The organism is Streptomyces sp. NPDC090077, assembly GCF_044747545.1.
Taxonomy (GTDB): domain Bacteria; phylum Actinomycetota; class Actinomycetes; order Streptomycetales; family Streptomycetaceae; genus Streptomyces.
This window is the reverse complement of sequence record NZ_JBIVEG010000009.1, coordinates 24,525-40,725: the sequence shown is the minus strand read 5'-3', so window position 1 is coordinate 40,725 and position 16,201 is coordinate 24,525. Positions and strand designations below refer to the sequence as shown.

Genomic DNA, 16,201 nt, shown 5'->3' with positions numbered 1-16,201 from the left:
CCGAGCCCTGTCTTTGAGGCTTCTCCCGGGGCCCGGCACCACACGCAGCAACGACACGAAAGCTCTCGCCTGTCATGACAGAGAAGACCACCGGTGCCAGCTACGCAGCCGCCGGCGTCGACATCGAAGCGGGCGACCGCGCCGTCGAGCTGATGAAGGAGTGGGTGAAGAAGACGCAGCGCCCCGAGGTCCTCGGCGGCCTCGGCGGCTTCGCCGGCCTCTTCGACGCCTCCGCCCTCAAGCGCTACGAGCGCCCCCTGCTGGCCTCGGCCACCGACGGCGTGGGCACCAAGGTGGACATCGCCCGCCAGCTGGGCGTGTACGACACCATCGGCCACGACCTGGTCGCCATGGTCATGGACGACATCGTCGTCTGCGGCGCCGAGCCGCTCTTCATGACGGACTACATCTGCGTCGGCAAGGTCCACCCCGAGCGCGTCGCCGCCATCGTCAAGGGCATCGCCGAGGGCTGCGTCCTCGCCGGCTGCGCCCTCGTCGGCGGCGAGACCGCCGAGCACCCGGGCCTGCTCGGCCCGGACGACTTCGACGTCGCGGGCGCGGGCACCGGTGTGGTCGAGTACGACAACCTCCTCGGAGCCGATCGCATCCGTACGGGGGACGCCGTCATCGCGATGGCTTCGTCCGGCCTTCACTCGAACGGGTACTCGCTCGTCCGGCACGTCCTCTTCGACCGGGCCGGGATGTCCCTGGACCGGCACGTCGACGAGCTCGGCCGCACCCTCGGCGAGGAACTGCTGGAGCCGACCAAGATCTACTCGCTGGACTGCCTGGCCCTCACCCGGACGGCCGAGGTCCACGCCTACTCCCACATCACGGGCGGCGGCCTCGCGGCGAACCTCGCCCGGGTCATCCCGGACCACCTGCACGCGACCGTCGACCGCTCCACCTGGGCGCCCGGCGCGATCTTCGACCTGGTCGGCAAGGCCGGCAGCGTCGAGCAGCTGGAGCTGGAGAAGACCCTGAACATGGGCGTCGGCATGATGGCCGTGGTCCCGCAGGAGTCGGTGGACGTGGCCCTGACCACCCTCGCCGACCGGGGCGTCGAGGCCTGGGTCGCCGGCGAGATCCTCGACCGGGGCGACCACGCCGAGGGCGCGACCCTGACCGGGAGCTACGCGGTCTGAGCAGCACTGAAACCCGGTCCGGGGCAATGCCCTGGACCGGGTTTCGGCACATGTGGAACGAGTTCAGTCAGCCTGCGGGTACGCACGCCGTGAACAGAGGATCGTGCGTCAAGCCCCGCGACGGTGCGCCGAGGGACCGGACTGCTCGTCCTCGTCCTCGTCGTCATCGTTGTACAGATCCGCGTACTTGGCGTACGGGTCGTCGTCGTCCAGATCGTCATCGACTTCGACCGGCGCGCTGATAGGCAGCGGCTCTGTCGGCGATGCGCCCAGCTCATTGGCCAGACGCGAGAGGTCAGTCCCGCCGCTGTTGTACTTCAGCTGGCGGGCGACCTTTGTCTGCTTGGCCTTGGCCCGGCCGCGCCCCATGGCTCGACCCCCTCGGTGACGGGGCTCGACGGCCCCAGAGTCTGACACGCGTTCATGGTTCGGAGCGGGCTCTCCGTGGAGAGACCGTCCGTAGGGGTTTAACGGTACCTGCTTCCGCGGCCATACGGTACGCCGCCCGCATGACGCGCCTCTCCACAGAACCAGTGAGGCACCCCGTACTCGCTGGTCAGCTGCGATTTTAACGCTTTCCTGGCCGCCGACCCGCCGAAGCGCAGTGAGTTCTGTCTCGCCGCGCTCCGGCGGGTCCCCGAAGGGCTACGCCTTGCGTGCCGCGGCGCGCTCCGCGAGGGCGTCGGACATCCGCTGCTCGGCGATCCGGTCGGCTGCCGCGGCCGGCGGAATGCCGTCCGCCTTCGCACGTGCGAATATGGCGAGCGTGGTGTCGAAGATCTTCGAGGCCTTCGCCTTGCACCGGTCGAAGTCGAAGCCGTGCAGCTCGTCGGCGACCTGGATGACCCCGCCCGCGTTGACCACGTAGTCCGGGGCGTAGAGGATCCCGCGGTCCGCGAGGTCCTTCTCCACGCCCGGGTGGGCGAGCTGGTTGTTCGCCGCACCACAGACGACCGTGGCGGTCAGGACCGGGACGGAGTGGTCGTTCAGGGCGCCGCCGAGCGCGCAGGGGGCGTAGATGTCCAGGCCCTCCACGCGGATCAGGGCCTCGGTGTCGGCGACGGCGCTGAGCTTCGCGTCCGGGTGCAGGTCGAGGAGCTCGCGGACGGACTCCTCGCGGACGTCCGTGATCACGACCTCGGCGCCGTCCTCCAGGAGGTGCCGCACCAGGTGCTTGCCGACCTTGCCGACGCCGGCGACGCCGACCTTGCGGCCGCGCAGCGTCGGGTCGCCCCACAGGTGCTGGGCGCTGGCGCGCATGCCCTGGAAGACGCCGTAGGCGGTGAGGACCGAGGAGTCGCCGGCGCCGCCGTTCTCGGGGGAGCGGCCGGTGGCCCAGCGGGTCTCGCGGGCGACGACGTCCATGTCCGCGACGTAGGTGCCGACGTCGCAGGCGGTGACGTAGCGGCCGCCGAGCGACTCCACGAACCGGCCGTAGGCCAGCAGGAGTTCCTCGCTCTTGAGGACGGACGGGTCGCCGATGATCACGGCCTTGCCGCCGCCGAGGTCGAGACCGGCGAGGGCGTTCTTGTAGGACATGCCGCGCGAGAGGTTCAGCGCGTCGCGGACGGCTTCCTCGTCCGAGGCGTACGCGTGGAAGCGCGTGCCGCCGAGGGCGGGGCCCAGGGCGGTGGAGTGGATGGCGATGACGGCCTTGAGGCCCGTGGCACGGTCCTGGCACAGCACGACTTGCTCGTGGCCGCCCTGCTCCGAACGGAACAGGGTGTGCAGGACGCCGTCGGTCATTTCGGTCACGGTGGTGACTCCCATGGAAGAGATGCGGCGGAAAGACGCCCGCCCTGCGGGTGGGGGAGGGCGCACTGGGAGCAGAGTAAGACCTGCGGCGCGCGGGGGTAGCCCCTGTCCGGGGATCGGAACACTCCCGGGTTACCCGGGTCCCGGAGGTGAGCCGGAGCGCCGAAAAGGGGAGGACCGGTGCGTGAGCGAATCCCCACGGCCCGGGCCGGCCGTCCCGTACGCCTCCTACCTGCGCGTGTACGAGCCCCTGACCGCCTTCGCGGAACCCGAGCGCACGCACTGGGCCGCGTACGCCCGGCGAGGGACCTCCCCGACGGCCCAGGACGAACTGCGGCGCTCGCTCTCCGATTTGGTACGGGTCCCCGTGGTCGGGGTCCCGGCGCACGAGAGCGGGGACGCCTTCACCGCGGAACGGGACGGGGTGCTGCTGGTGTGCCCCTGGCGGACCCGGCTGCGCGGCTGGCTGGCGCTGCAGGAGCTGGTGGCCGAGTTCCCGCGCCCGGTGCTGGACGCGGCACTGCCGCCGCTCCAGCGGCGCCGGGCCGCCGAGGCGTACGAGGCCTGGCGCGAGCGGAACCCGGACGCGCGCCCGTGGATCCGCACCGGGGTGTGGCAGGTCCCGCTGCGCTGGTTCGTGCTGGTGGCGGACGAGGAGCGGGAGTACCTGCCGGGCGAACGGCTGCGCTACCGGACGCCGATGGTGCAGGCCCGGCGGCGGCTCGCGCGGGCGCTGCGGACCCTGCGGGCGGAGGAGGGCCGGGGCTACGGGGTGCTGGCGGACGGGCTGGTGGAGGTCGGGAGCTGGCTGGAGGAGTTCCACCCGCGGTCGATGGTCGAACTGGACTACGGGGGGCTGCTGCACGCCCTGCCGGCTGACGGCCTGGCGGGGGACCGGTCGGCGCGTGACCTGGCGGAGGGACTCGCGGCCCTGCGGGCCGGCGACGCCGAGGGCGCCTCGCAGGTGTACGGGGAGCTCTCGCTGCGGTGGCGGGCGGTCCGGGAGAGGCTCTTCGCGAACTAGGGGGGCTTTGGCCCTTTCGCAACCCGGGGTCGGTGGGGATCATGTACGAATCCCGTTCGGTACCCGTTCGGACCCCTCGCGTATCGCCCGTATCGGTTGTCATCGGCCGATCGGCCACAATACGCAGATCAAGGGTTCGATCACCGCATTAGGGTCTTAGTTCCAGGACCTACGTCCCGATACGGGCCATTGGCCCAAGCGTGACGGAACGCACTATCCACACCCTTGCGCCCTTCCCCTACCCTCGTGCCAAAATAGGACAAGGAGTCCGGGGAGGGTTCCTTCCACCCAACTTTGGGCGGAATGCTCGGTATTGCACTCTATGGGGGGTCTGACGACTCCTGATCGCTCTGTGACTGATCGTCACAGTGGGGTGACTGTCCGTTATGGGACGGTCCATCGGCTTCCGCCGCTGATGAACACCTCGGAGGGCAATTCCATCGGTTTGGCCGTCGAGGCTGGACGGATGGTGTAGTTGTAGTGCCGAGGACAAGCCGTTCGTCCTATAACCGACTCGGCCTGCGTATGTCCATTTCGGGCAACGCGGGCCAAGGTGCAGAATTTAGAGGAAAGAACCGAGATGGTTCGGTTCTCCCGAGGAGGCCGCTCATGACCGCTCGCACCCCTGATGCCGAGCCGCTGCTGACCCCGGCTGAGGTCGCCACGATGTTCCGCGTGGACCCGAAGACGGTCACCCGCTGGGCCAAGGCTGGCAAGCTCACGTCCATCCGCACCCTGGGTGGACACCGCCGTTACCGCGAGGCCGAGGTTCGCGCACTGCTGGCGGGAATTCCGCAGCAGCGCAGCGAGGCCTGAGGTCCCGCAGCAACACCGCATTAACGGGTACGTGTCGGATCCCCCAATCCGATGAAACCCACATGGCTTCATCGGCTGGGCCTGCCCCAACAGGCTCACTGCCGTTCGATCGCGCTGGACTCCGCCGGGTCCAGCGCGATCTTTTTATGTCCGGAGCGCCCCCGGGGCGGGCCGGGGAGGGGTCCGGGACCCTCTCGCCCCGGGATGCCGGCGGGGTAGGTGCCATTGCACATATTAAATCGAGCGTGCGTATGAGTCCGATAAACGTGCGGGTCTCAAAAACTCATGTGGTGACTCCCGTCACAGCTGATAACTCTTGTACATCCGGCAATGCCCCCCGTAAAGGGAGGTCCGGCACAGAGCGCCTCACGCGTACGGGGGATTTCTCCCCTCTGGGCGATGTGTTCCCCCGGGCCCGCTGAAGGCCCCCTGGAAGGCCCCGGGCCGCGTCGGCGCCCGGGGAAGCGGCGAGGGGGCGCCGGGGCCCGCAGAAGGGCTCACAGGGGCGCCGAGGGCTCGGCCGGTGACGGGGAAGAGGGGGGCGGGTCCGTCCCGTCGGCCCGTACGGGCGGCCGGTACCCGGAAACGCGTCAGGGCCCGCATCCCTTGCGGGATACGGGCCCTGACGTTTCTGCGAACCTGACGGGACTTGAACCCGCGACCTCCACCTTGACAGGGTGGCGAGCTAACCAACTGCTCCACAGGTCCTCGATGCGCTGCCGATCTCTCGGCTGCGAATCAGACTGTACAGCAGGTCAGGGGGTGCGGTCGAACCCGATCACGGGGCGAGTGCGTCCACCGCCTTCACGATGCGCTTGTCGGAGATCGGGTACGCCGTCCCGAGGGCGTGCGCGAAGTAGCTGACCCGCAGTTCCTCGATCATCCAGCGGATCTCCGTGACCGCCTCCGGGACCGGCCGCCCCTTCGGCAACTGCTCCAGCAGCCACAGGTACTCGTCCCGCATCTCGTGGACCTTCTGCATGCGCGTGGTGTCGCGCTGGGCACCCGTCGGCATCTGCTGCAGCCGCCGGTCGGCCGCCACCAGATAGCGCATCAGGTCCGGCAGCCGCCGCAGCCCGGTCAGGGTCACGAACCCGGCCGGCACCAGGGCCGCCAGCTGCGCCTTCACGTCCGCGACGTTCGCCATCAGGGCCAGGCTGTTGGTGGCCTTCAGCCGCCGCTCACAGGCCTGCCAGGCCGCCAGGACCTGCTGCACCTGCCCGACGGTCCGCACCGTCGTGTCCACCAGGTCGGCCCGGACCCGGTCGTAGAGCCGCCGGAAGCCGGCCTCGTCCCAGGCGGGACCGCCGTGGTCGGCGATCAGCTTGTCGGCGGCCGCCGTCGCGCAGTCGTCGAACAGCGCCTGGATCGAGCCGTGCGGATTGCGCGACAGCGCCAGCTTCTGCTGGTTCGACAGCTTGTCGGAGGCGAACTTCGCCGGGTTCACCGGGATGTTCAGCAGGATCAGCCGCCGCGTGCCGAGCCACATCGCCCGCTGCTGCTCGGCCTCCGTGTCGAAGAGGCGCACCGAGACGCTCGCCCCGTCGTCCACCAGGGCCGGGTACGCCTTCACCGGCTGGCCGGCCCGGCGGGTCTCGAAGACCCGCTCCAGCGTGCCGATCGTCCAGTCCGTCAGACCGGTCCGCTCCAGGGACTCCCCGCCCGCCCGCTCGGCCGTGGCGGCCGCGGCCTTGGAGAGGGCCTGGCGGGCCTTCGGCTTCAGCTTCAGCCGGAGCGACTCCAGGTCCTTGTCCTCGGCGAGGTTGCGGCGCCGCTCGTCGACGATCCGGAAAGTGATCTTCAGGTGGTCCGGGATCCGGCCGAGGTCGAAGTCCTCCGCCGCCACCGGTACGCCCACCATCCGGTGCAGCTCGCGCGCCAGCGTCACCGGCAGCGGCTCCTGCATCGGGTGCGCCGTCTGCAGGAAGCGCGTCGCGTAGTTCGGCGCCGGCACGTAGTGCCTGCGGATCGGCTTCGGCAGCGAACGGATCAGCTCCGTGACGACCTCCTCCCGCAGACCCGGGATCTGCCAGTCGAAGCCCTCGTCCGTGACCTGGTTCAGCACCTGGAGCGGAACGTGCACGGTCACACCGTCCGCGTCCGCACCCGGCTCGAACTGGTACGTCACCCGGAACTTCAGCTGCCCCTGCCGCCAGGAATCCGGATAGTCGGCCTTGGTGACCCCGGCCGCCTTCTCCGTCAGCAGCATCTCGCGCTCGAAGTCGAGGAGTTCGGGCTCCTCGCGCTTCTTGTGCTTCCACCAGGAGTCGAAGTGCGCCCCCGAGACCACGTGCTCCGGGATCCGCTGGTCGTAGAAGTCGAACAGGGTCTCGTCGTCCACGACGATGTCGCGGCGCCGCGCCCGGTTCTCCAGCTCCTCGACCTCGGTCAGCAGCTTGCGGTTGTCGGCGTAGAACTTGTGGTGCGTCCGCCAGTCGCCCTCCACCAGGGCGTTGCGGATGAACAGCTCCCGCGACACCTCCGGGTCGATCCGGCCGTAGTTGATCTTCCGCTGCGCCACGATCGGCACGCCGTACAGCGTGACCTTCTCGTACGCCATCACGGCCGCCTGGTCCTTCTCCCAGTGCGGCTCGCTGTACGTGCGCTTGATCAGGTGCTGGGCGAGCGGCTCCACCCACTCGGGCTCCACCTTGGCGTTCACCCGCGCCCACAGCCGCGAGGTCTCCACCAGCTCGGCCGACATCAGGAACTTCGGCTGCTTCTTGAACAGCGAGGAACCCGGGAAGACCGCGAACTTCGCCGACCGGGCACCGAGGTACTCGTTCTTGTCGGTGTCCTTCAGACCGATGTGCGACAGCAGACCGGCCAGCAGCGAGATGTGGACGTTCTGCTCGGCGCCGTCGGCCTCGTTGACGTGGATGCCCATGGTCTTGGCGACCGTGCGCAACTGCGAGTAGATGTCCTGCCACTCGCGGATCCGCAGGAAGTTCAGGTACTCCTGCTTGCACATCCGGCGGAAGGAGGACGAGCCGCGCTCCTTCTGCTGCTCGCGGACGTAGCGCCACATGTTCAGGTACGAGAGGAAGTCGCTGGTCTCGTCCTTGAAGCGGGCGTGGTTCTGGTCCGCCTGCGTCTGCTTGTCCGAGGGCCGCTCGCGGGGGTCCTGGATGGACAGCGCCGCCGCGATGACCATGACCTCGCGGACGCAGTTGTTCTTGTCCGCCTCCACCACCATGCGGGCCAGCCGCGGGTCCACCGGCAGCTGGGACAGCTGCCGTCCCATCGGCGTGAGCCGCTTGCGGTGGTCCTTCTCGGACGGGTCCAGCGCGCCCAGCTCCTGGAGCAGCTGCACGCCGTCGCGGATGTTGCGGTGGTCCGGCGGGTCGATGAACGGGAACTTCTCGATCTCCCCCAGCCCCGCGGCGGTCATCTGGAGGATGACGGACGCCAGGTTCGTCCGCAGGATCTCCGCGTCCGTGAACTCCGGCCGCGCGTTGAAGTCGTCCTCGGAGTACAGCCGGATGCAGATGCCGTCACTCGTACGGCCGCAGCGGCCCTTGCGCTGGTTGGCGCTGGCCTGGCTGATCCGCTCGATCGGCAGCCGCTGCACCTTCGTGCGGTGGCTGTAGCGGGAGATGCGGGCCGTGCCCGGGTCGATCACGTACTTGATGCCCGGGACGGTCAGGGAGGTCTCGGCGACGTTCGTCGCCAGCACGATCCGCCGGCCCGTGTGCTGCTGGAACACCCGGTGCTGCTCGGCGTGCGAGAGCCGCGCGTACAGGGGGAGCACCTCGGTGAAGCGCAGCTTGCGCTTCTCCAGCGCGTCCGCCGTGTCCCGGATCTCCCGCTCACCGGAGAGGAAGACCAGGATGTCGCCGGCACCCTCGCCCTGGAGCTCGTCGACGGCGTCGCAGATCGCGGTGATCTGGTCCCGGTCGCTCTCCTCGGAGTCCTCCTCCAGGAGCGGCCGGTAGCGCACCTCCACCGGGTACGTCCGCCCGCTGACCTCGACGATCGGCGCGTCCCCGAAGTGCCGGGAGAACCGCTCCGGGTCGATGGTCGCCGAGGTGATGACCACCTTGAGGTCGGGGCGCTTGGGCAGCAGGGTGGCCAGGTAGCCGAGCAGGAAGTCGATGTTCAGCGACCGCTCGTGCGCCTCGTCGATGATGATCGTGTCGTAGGCGCGCAGCTCGCGGTCCGTCTGGATCTCGGCGAGCAGGATGCCGTCCGTCATCAGCTTCACGAAGGTCGCGTCCTGGTCCACCTGGTCGGTGAAGCGGACCTTCCAGCCGACCGTCTGGCCGATCTCCGACTTCAGCTCCTCCGCGATGCGCTCCGCGACCGTGCGGGCGGCGATCCGCCGGGGCTGGGTGTGCCCGATCATGCCCCGGACGCCGCGCCCCAGCTCCATGCAGATCTTGGGGATCTGCGTGGTCTTGCCGGAGCCGGTCTCGCCCGCGACGATCACGACCTGGTGGTCGCGTATCGCCTCGGCGATCTCGTCCTTCTTCTGGCTGACGGGCAGGTTCTCGGGATACGTGACCTCCGGCATGCGCGAGGCGCGGCCGGCCAGTCGCGCGGCGGCCTTCTCGGCCTCCGCGGCGATCTCGTCGAGCACGGCCTGCCTGGCCTCGGGCTTGCGGATGCGGCGGGCGCCCTCGAGGCGGCGGCCGAGGCGGTGCGCGTCACGGAGGGAGATCTCACCGAGAAGCGTCTGCAGGGCGGCGAAGGAAGTAGACATACCTGATCGAGGATCTCACCTGGGCCGGGCGGGTGGCGAACGCATTTGTGCCCCTCCCCGTACCATTTCGGGACGAGTCCCCCAGTTGTGCCAGTGAGAGGCCGCCCACCCTTGTCCTTCCGTCCCCGCGTGCGGCGCCTGCGGGCTGCCGCCGGGCTGGTGCTGCTCCTGGGCCTCACCCTCGTCCTGGCCGGACGGGTACCGGCGACCCCGGACCGGGCCCCGCACCTGCGGGCGGCCGCCGCCCCGGCCGGGCCGGTACGGGCGACCGCGGACCGGGGTCCGGCCCCGGAGGCGGCCCCTGCCCGGGCGGGCACCCCGGACCGGGACACGGGCCCCGGCGCGGATGCGGGCGGGGCGGCCCCGGAGGCGGCCTCCGTCGCGGTCGGGCCGGTGCCGGGGACCCCGGACCGGGGTTCCGGCCCGGGGGCCGTGGCCGGTTCTGTGCGGGGCCCCGCCGTGGACCCGGGCGGGCCGGCCCGGGGTGCGGCCGCCGCGGCCGGGCCGGCGCGGGGGCCTTCGTGCGATCCCGGCGGGCCGGGGCCCGGCCGGGGGGCCGGGGTGCTGCCCCGGGGCGGGGCGCAGGAGCACGCGCAGCTCGCGGCGGCGGTGCGGCAGGCGCCCGAGCGGGCGTGCCCGTACGCCGCGTACCGCGCGGGGACGCCCGTACGCGGCCCCGACCTGCCGGCGCCGAAGCCGGTGGAGCTGTCCGTGATGCGGGTGTAGGGGGGACCGCCACCCCCCTTCCACCCCACGCAGCCACGCAGTCCTGGAGCACACCCATGTCCCGCTCGTCCCGCAAGCCCCTGCTGATCTCCGCCGGGGTCGCCCTCGCCGCCGTCACCCTCGGCCTGGTGTCCTGGCAGGCCACCGCCCCCGAGGACAAGCCGCGCCGCGACACCGCCGGCACCGCCGCGCCCCGCACCGACCCGGCCGCCGAACTGAAGGCGCTCGCCCGCCGCGAAGCCGGCGACAAGCTCGCCGTCGGCCGCGCCGACGCACCCGTCGTCCTCATCGAGTACTCCGACTTCAAGTGCGGCTACTGCGCCAAGTTCGCCCGCGACACCGAACCCGAACTGGTGAAGCGGTACGTCGAGGACGGCACCCTCCGCATCGAGTGGCGCAACTTCCCGATCTTCGGCGCCGAGTCCGAGGCCGCCGCCAAGGCCGCCTGGGCCGCCGGACAGCAGGACCGCTTCGCCGCCTTCCACGCGGCCGCCTACGCCGAGGGCGCCAAGGCCAAGGGCTTCGGCGAGGACCGGCTCGTCGAGCTGGCCCGCGAGGCCGGCGTCCCCGACCTCGACCGCTTCAAGGCCGACCTGGGCGGCGAACGGGCCTCGGCCGCCCTGCGCCGCGACCAGGAGGAGGGCTACCGCATCGGCGTCCAGTCCACCCCCTCCTTCCTCGTCAACGGACAGCCCATCGCCGGCGCCCAGCCCCTGGCCGCCTTCGAAGCCGCCGTCGCCAAGGCCAAGGCGGCGGCGGAGCAGTGACCCACATCGGATACCTGGCCGCCCTGCTGGGCGGCCTCCTCGCCCTGCTCAGCCCGTGCAGCGCCCTGCTGCTGCCCGCCTTCTTCGCGTACTCCATCGACTCCCGCTCACGGCTCCTGGCCCGCACCGGGATCTTCTACGCGGGCCTCGCGAGCACCCTCGTGCCGATGGGCGCGGCGGGCTCCTACGCGGGCCGCTTCTTCCACGGCAACCGGGACGTGCTCGTCCTCGCCGGAGGCTGGCTGATCATCGCGCTCGGCCTCGCCCAGATCCTGGGCCTCGGCTTCGCCCCGCGCCGGATCTCCGAGCTGTCCGGCCGGATCCGGCCCACCACCGCCCTGTCCGTGTACGCCCTCGGCGCGGTCTACGGGCTGGCCGGCTTCTGCGCGGGCCCGATCCTCGGCAGCGTGCTGACGGTGGCGGCCGTCAGCGGCAGCCCGGTCTACGGCGGCCTGCTGCTGGCGGTGTACGCGCTGGGCATGGCCGTACCCCTGTTCGTGCTGGCCCTGCTCTGGGAGCGCTTCGATCTCGGCCGGCGGCGCTGGCTGCGCGGCCGGGCCTTCCGGGCGGGCCGCTTCGAGCTGCACACGACCTCCCTGCTGTCCGGGCTGTTCTTCATCACCCTGGGCGCGCTGTTCCTGGCCTACGACGGGGCGAGCGCCCTGCCCGGGCTGCTGGACGTGGACGACTCGTACGCCGTCGAGCGGTGGGTCGGCTCCCTCGCGGACGCCGTGCCGGACTGGGCGCTGCTCGGCCTGCTCGGCGCGGGCGCCCTCGCAGTCGGCCTGGCGCGCTGGCGGCGCGAGGCCCGGGCGGGGCAGCGGGAGGGGTAGAACGCGGAAGGCCCCGTCCGATGGACGGGGCCTTCCTTTTGTGGCTGGGGCCGGGGTCGAACCGGCGACCTATCGCTTTTCAGGCGATCGCTCGTACCAACTGAGCTACCCAGCCACGAGACTGTTTCCAGCCTCAGCGATCCTGACGGGACTTGAACCCGCGACCTCCACCTTGACAGGGTGGCGAGCTAACCAACTGCTCCACAGGACCTGGTGTGTGCAAGAGCAAGTCTCGCACATGGTGTTGCGTACCCCCAACGGGATTCGAACCCGTGCTACCGCCTTGAAAGGGCGGCGTCCTGGGCCACTAGACGATGAGGGCTAAAGGCCCGCCGGGCACTTTGCAGCGCGTCGGGGACGTGAGAAGCATATGGGATCGGAGGAGCTATCGCCAAAACGGTTTCCCCCCACGAGCTGCGGGCGCGTCCGCCGGGGCGACAATGGCCGGGTGCTGGAGATGACGCGCGAGGAGTTCGAGGAGCTCGTCGCAGAGGCCCTGGACCGGATTCCGCCGGAGCTGACGCGGCTGATGGACAACGTCGCGGTGTTCGTCGAGGACGAGCCGCCGGCCGACGACCCCGAGCTGCTCGGCCTGTACGAGGGGACCCCGCTCACCGAGCGCGGCGAGTGGTACGCCGGTGTGCTCCCCGACCGCATCACCATCTACCGGAACCCCACGCTGCGGATGTGCGAGGACCGGGAGAGCGTGGTCGCCGAGACGGAGGTGACGGTGGTGCACGAGATCGCCCACCACTTCGGGATCGACGACGAGCGGCTGCACGCCCTGGGCTACGGGTGACCGAGCCGGTCCCCGGCGCGGAGGCGATCGACCCCGACGTCGACCTCCACGTACCCGCCCAGCGCACCGAGCCGCAGGGCCGGGTGCTCGCCGCCGTCGCCGCGGGCGGGGCCGTCGGCGCCTCGGCCCGGTACGGGGTGGCCCTGCTGTGGCCGGCCGCGCCCGGTGCCTTCCCGTGGGCGACCTTCTGGACCAACGCCGTGGGCTGCGCGCTGATCGGCGTGCTCATGGTGCTGATCAGCGAGGGCGGGCGCAGCGCGCCGCACCCGCTGCTGCGGCCGTTCGCGGGGGTGGGGGTGCTCGGCGGGTTCACCACCTTCTCCACCTACGCCGTGGACTTCTCCCGGCTGCTGGACGAGGGCGAGGCCGGGACCGCGCTCGCGTACGCCGGGCTGACGGTGGCGGCGGCGCTGGGCGCGGTGTGGGCGGCGGCCTCGGCGGCCCGGCTGGTGCTCGGTGCGCGGGGGCGCCGGTGAACTGGCTGCTGGTGGTGGCGGGTGCCGTCGTCGGGGCGCCGCTGCGGTACCTGACCGACCGGGCGGTGCAGGCCCGGCACGACTCCGTCTTCCCGTGGGGGACCTTCGTGGTCAACATCGCCGCCTGTCTGCTGCTCGGGGTGCTGGCGGGGGCGGCGCTGGCCGGGGCGGGCTCCTCGCGGGTGGACCTGCTGCTGGGGACGGGCCTGTGCGGGGCGCTCAGCACGTACTCGACCTTCTCGTACGAGACCCTGCGGCTGGCCGAGCGCGGCCGGCGGTTCCTGGCCGCGGCGAACGTCGCGGCGTCGGTCCTGGCGGGGCTCGGCGCGGTGACGCTCGGCTCGCAGGTGGCTCGACAGCTGTTCGCGTAAGGGGCGTGTCTCTTACGGGGTAAAGGGAGTTGGGTTCATTGACCCGCTCATCGCGGACCCCGCCGCAGTGCTCCGGAGGTGCCCCCGTGCGCCCTTTGACCGCTTCCCTGTCCGCGTCCCTCAGACTGGCCGTCTCCGCGCTCGCGGTGGCGGCGACGGCCGGCTGCATGAGCGTCGGCGAGGACGCCGCGAAGCCGGGGCCCTCGGCCTCGGTCGGCGGCAAGGACACGGGCGGGCCCGCCGGGACGGCCGGCGGCGGCCGCGGCTCCGGGGTGCACGGCAACGGCCACGGCGTGAAGGACGGTACGGGGAACCAGGCGGGCCGGCCCGGCGAGCCCGGGAAGGCCTCCGGCGCCACGGGGGCCTCGCCCGGCCCGGGTGCCCCCGCGAAGCCCGGGCAGCCCTCTCCGTCGGCCGGTCCGGGCGGCGGCGCGGGCGGCCAGGGGCAGGTGCCCTCCGGGGGCGGTACGGGAGCCGGCGGCACGGGGTCCGCGGCGGGCGGGTCCGGGTCGGGCTCGGGGTCCGGCGGCTCCGGGTCGGCCGCCGGGGGTTCGGGATCCGGTTCGGGGTCCGGGTCCGGTTCGGGTTCGGGGTCGGGCGGATCGGGTTCGGGATCCGGTTCCGGCGGCTCCGGTTCCGGCGGTTCGGGCGGGGCGACCGAGCCGACCCCCACTCCCTCTGTGACGGAACCCACACCGAGCGGCTCGTCCGATCCGGGTCCGGGGCCGGCCCTCGCCTAGGGCGTTCTGCCCCGGTCCGTGGTGGTCCGGGTGGCCCGTCCGGGGTTCGCGTGACTCGTCCCCGGGGCATCGCTGCAGGTCAGGGGCGATGTCCGGGGGGAGATTTGCCAGACCCCCGGGAGGGTGCGTATGGTTATAGATCGTTTGATCCCATTGCCCGGCGCCGAATCCGAAGAGCGCCGTGTGGCGCGTACTCTCCCTAGCCGTGGCTGACCGCATTGAGGCGGTCGATTTGCGATTCACGGAGTTTGGGCGCGTGCCGAGACTCCGGAAGGTTTCGCATTTCGCATGTCCATTTCCAGTTCTGACCGTTCCGTCATGCCCGAGAACGACTCCACCGAGATCGTCGACGCCGAGACCCTCGCGGTCACCGAGGCCATGGACGCCATCGAGCGCGACGAGATCATCGAGGCCCTCGAGGCGGACGTCGCCGACGTGACCGCCGAGGCGGACGCGGCCGACGCCGACGACGCCGAGCCCACCATCACCTTCGCGGACCTCGGTCTGCCCGAGGGCGTCGTGCGCAAGCTCGGCCAGAACGGTGTCACCACCCCGTTCCCGATCCAGGCCGCGACCATCCCGGACGCCCTGGCCGGCAAGGACATCCTCGGCCGCGGCCGCACCGGCTCCGGCAAGACCCTCTCCTTCGGTCTGCCGACCCTGGCCCGCCTGGCCGACGGCTACACCGAGAAGAAGAAGCCCCGCGCCGTCATCCTCACCCCGACGCGCGAGCTCGCGATGCAGGTCGCGGACGCCCTCCAGCCCTACGGCGACGTCCTCGGCCTGAAGATGAAGGTCGTCTGCGGCGGTACCTCCATGGGCAACCAGATCTACGCCCTGGAGCGCGGTGTCGACATCCTCGTCGCCACCCCCGGCCGTCTGCGCGACATCATCAACCGCGGCGCCTGCTCCCTGGAGAACGTCGAGGTCGCGGTCCTCGACGAGGCCGACCAGATGGCCGACCTGGGCTTCCTGCCCGAGGTCACCGAGCTGCTCGACCAGGTCCCGGCCGGCGGCCAGCGCATGCTCTTCTCCGCCACCATGGAGAACGAGATCGGCACCCTGGTCAAGCGCTACCTGACCAACCCGGTCAGCCACGAGGTCGACAGCGCCCAGGGCAACGTCACGACCATGACCCACCACGTCCTCGTCGTGAAGCCGAAGGACAAGGCGCCGGTCACCGCCGCCATCGCCGCCCGCAAGGGCCGCACCATCATCTTCGTCCGCACCCAGCTGGGCGCCGACCGCATCGCCGAGCAGCTCATCGAGGCCGGCGTGAAGGCCGACGCGCTGCACGGCGGCATGACGCAGGGCGCCCGTACCCGCGTCCTCGCCGACTTCAAGGACGGCTACGTCAACGCGCTCGTCGCCACCGACGTCGCCGCCCGCGGCATCCACGTCGACGGCATCGACCTGGTCCTCAACGTGGACCCGGCCGGCGACCACAAGGACTACCTGCACCGCTCGGGCCGCACCGCCCGCGCCGGCAAGTCCGGTGTCGTCGTCTCCCTGGCCCTGCCGCACCAGCGCCGCCAGATCTTCCGCCTGATGGAGGACGCGGGCGTCGACGCCTCGCGCCACATCGTCCAGGGCGCCGGCGCCTTCGACCCGGAGGTCGCCGAGATCACCGGTGCGCGCTCGCTCACCGAGGTCCAGGCCGACTCCGCGAACAACGCCGCCAAGCAGGCCGAGCGCGAGGTCGCCGACCTGACCAAGCAGCTGGAGCGCGCGACCCGTCGCGCCGCCGAGCTGCGCGAGGAGGCCGACCGCCTCGTCGCCCGCTCCGCCCGCGAGCGCGGTGAGGACCCGGAGGCCGCCGTCGCCGAGGTCGCCGAGGCCGCCGAGGCCGAGGTCGCCGCCGCCGTGGCGTCCGCCGCCGAGCCGGTCGCCCAGGAGCGCACCTTCGAGCGCCGTGACGACCGGGGCAACTACGAGCGCCGCGACAACCGTCGTGACGACCGTGGTGGCGACCGTGGCGGCTTCCGCCGTGACGACCGTCCGTCGGGTGGTTTCCGTCGCGATGACCGTCGTGACGACAACCGTGGTG

At 71.4% G+C, this 16,201-nt stretch carries 14 protein-coding genes and 4 tRNA genes; 11 read left to right on the top strand and 7 right to left on the bottom strand.

Annotated features, from left to right (window positions below; all coding sequences use genetic code 11):
• Positions 1-74: 74 nt before the first annotated feature.
• Entirely contained in the window at positions 75-1,145 is a 1,071-nt protein-coding gene (purM, locus tag ACIPW5_RS17125; protein ID WP_401245420.1) for a phosphoribosylformylglycinamidine cyclo-ligase, read from the top strand.
• A gap of 108 nt (positions 1,146-1,253) precedes the next feature.
• On the opposite strand, the gene ACIPW5_RS17120 is transcribed toward purM, so the two are convergent.
• Together ACIPW5_RS17120 and ACIPW5_RS17115 are read right to left on the bottom strand one after the other, a co-directional pair.
• Complete coding sequence (locus ACIPW5_RS17120) at positions 1,254-1,514, bottom strand: DUF3073 domain-containing protein (RefSeq protein WP_007265397.1); 261 nt, start codon at positions 1,512-1,514, stop codon at positions 1,254-1,256.
• Positions 1,515-1,790: 276 nt separating this feature from the next.
• On the bottom strand, positions 1,791-2,900 hold the full coding sequence (locus tag ACIPW5_RS17115; RefSeq protein WP_401245418.1) for a Leu/Phe/Val dehydrogenase: 1,110 nt from the start codon (positions 2,898-2,900) through the stop codon (positions 1,791-1,793).
• Between the two features lie 184 nt (positions 2,901-3,084).
• Between ACIPW5_RS17115 and ACIPW5_RS17110 the strand changes: the two genes are divergently transcribed.
• Positions 3,085-3,924 (top strand): hypothetical protein, encoded by an 840-nt coding sequence (locus tag ACIPW5_RS17110; RefSeq protein ID WP_401245416.1) that lies wholly within the window; start codon positions 3,085-3,087, stop codon positions 3,922-3,924.
• A 609-nt stretch (positions 3,925-4,533) separates the two neighbouring features.
• Positions 4,534-4,740 (top strand): developmental transcriptional regulator BldC, encoded by a 207-nt coding sequence (gene bldC / locus ACIPW5_RS17105; RefSeq protein ID WP_003949541.1) that lies wholly within the window; start codon positions 4,534-4,536, stop codon positions 4,738-4,740.
• Between the two features lie 634 nt (positions 4,741-5,374).
• Here bldC and ACIPW5_RS17100 read toward each other — a convergent pair.
• Both ACIPW5_RS17100 and hrpA read right to left on the bottom strand, forming a co-directional pair.
• Positions 5,375-5,448 (bottom strand) — tRNA-Asp (locus ACIPW5_RS17100).
• A gap of 70 nt (positions 5,449-5,518) precedes the next feature.
• Positions 5,519-9,442, bottom strand: a complete 3,924-nt coding sequence (gene hrpA, locus ACIPW5_RS17095) for an ATP-dependent RNA helicase HrpA (RefSeq protein ID WP_401245414.1) — start codon at positions 9,440-9,442, stop codon at positions 5,519-5,521.
• A 129-nt stretch (positions 9,443-9,571) separates the two neighbouring features.
• Between hrpA and ACIPW5_RS17090 the strand changes: the two genes are divergently transcribed.
• Genes ACIPW5_RS17090 through ACIPW5_RS17080 form a run of 3 tightly spaced genes read left to right on the top strand, consistent with a single transcriptional unit; the run spans position 9,572 to position 11,768 of the window.
• Complete coding sequence (locus ACIPW5_RS17090) at positions 9,572-10,168, top strand: hypothetical protein (RefSeq protein WP_401245412.1); 597 nt, start codon at positions 9,572-9,574, stop codon at positions 10,166-10,168.
• Positions 10,169-10,224: 56 nt separating this feature from the next.
• Positions 10,225-10,935, top strand: a complete 711-nt coding sequence (locus ACIPW5_RS17085) for a DsbA family protein (RefSeq protein ID WP_401245410.1) — start codon at positions 10,225-10,227, stop codon at positions 10,933-10,935.
• Complete coding sequence (locus ACIPW5_RS17080) at positions 10,932-11,768, top strand: cytochrome c biogenesis CcdA family protein (RefSeq protein ID WP_401245408.1); 837 nt, start codon at positions 10,932-10,934, stop codon at positions 11,766-11,768. The genes ACIPW5_RS17085 and ACIPW5_RS17080 overlap by 4 nt, the downstream gene beginning before the upstream one ends.
• 41 nt (positions 11,769-11,809) lie before the next feature.
• Here the strand turns inward: ACIPW5_RS17080 and ACIPW5_RS17075 are convergent.
• The 3 genes from ACIPW5_RS17075 to ACIPW5_RS17065 form a co-directional block, all read right to left on the bottom strand.
• A tRNA-Phe gene (locus ACIPW5_RS17075) sits at positions 11,810-11,883 on the bottom strand.
• 22 nt (positions 11,884-11,905) lie between these two features.
• Positions 11,906-11,979, bottom strand: a tRNA-Asp gene (locus ACIPW5_RS17070).
• A 38-nt stretch (positions 11,980-12,017) separates the two neighbouring features.
• Positions 12,018-12,090: transfer RNA gene (locus ACIPW5_RS17065), tRNA-Glu, on the bottom strand.
• Positions 12,091-12,216: 126 nt separating this feature from the next.
• Between ACIPW5_RS17065 and ACIPW5_RS17060 the strand changes: the two genes are divergently transcribed.
• The 5 genes from ACIPW5_RS17060 to ACIPW5_RS17040 all read left to right on the top strand — a co-directional run.
• Positions 12,217-12,567: a metallopeptidase family protein gene (locus ACIPW5_RS17060; protein WP_030225620.1), complete on the top strand. Its 351-nt coding sequence runs from the start codon at positions 12,217-12,219 to the stop codon at positions 12,565-12,567.
• Positions 12,564-13,043, top strand: coding sequence for a CrcB family protein (locus ACIPW5_RS17055; protein ID WP_401245406.1), 480 nt, complete (start codon positions 12,564-12,566; stop codon positions 13,041-13,043). The genes ACIPW5_RS17060 and ACIPW5_RS17055 overlap by 4 nt, the downstream gene beginning before the upstream one ends.
• Positions 13,040-13,414 (top strand): fluoride efflux transporter CrcB, encoded by a 375-nt coding sequence (gene crcB / locus ACIPW5_RS17050; RefSeq protein WP_401245404.1) that lies wholly within the window; start codon positions 13,040-13,042, stop codon positions 13,412-13,414. Before ACIPW5_RS17055 ends, crcB begins: the two co-directional genes overlap by 4 nt.
• An 86-nt stretch (positions 13,415-13,500) precedes the next feature.
• Entirely contained in the window at positions 13,501-14,154 is a 654-nt protein-coding gene (locus ACIPW5_RS17045; RefSeq protein WP_401245402.1) for a hypothetical protein, read from the top strand.
• A 288-nt stretch (positions 14,155-14,442) separates the two neighbouring features.
• The coding region (locus ACIPW5_RS17040) for a DEAD/DEAH box helicase (protein WP_401245400.1) at positions 14,443-16,201 on the top strand (1,759 nt) is incomplete at its 3' end.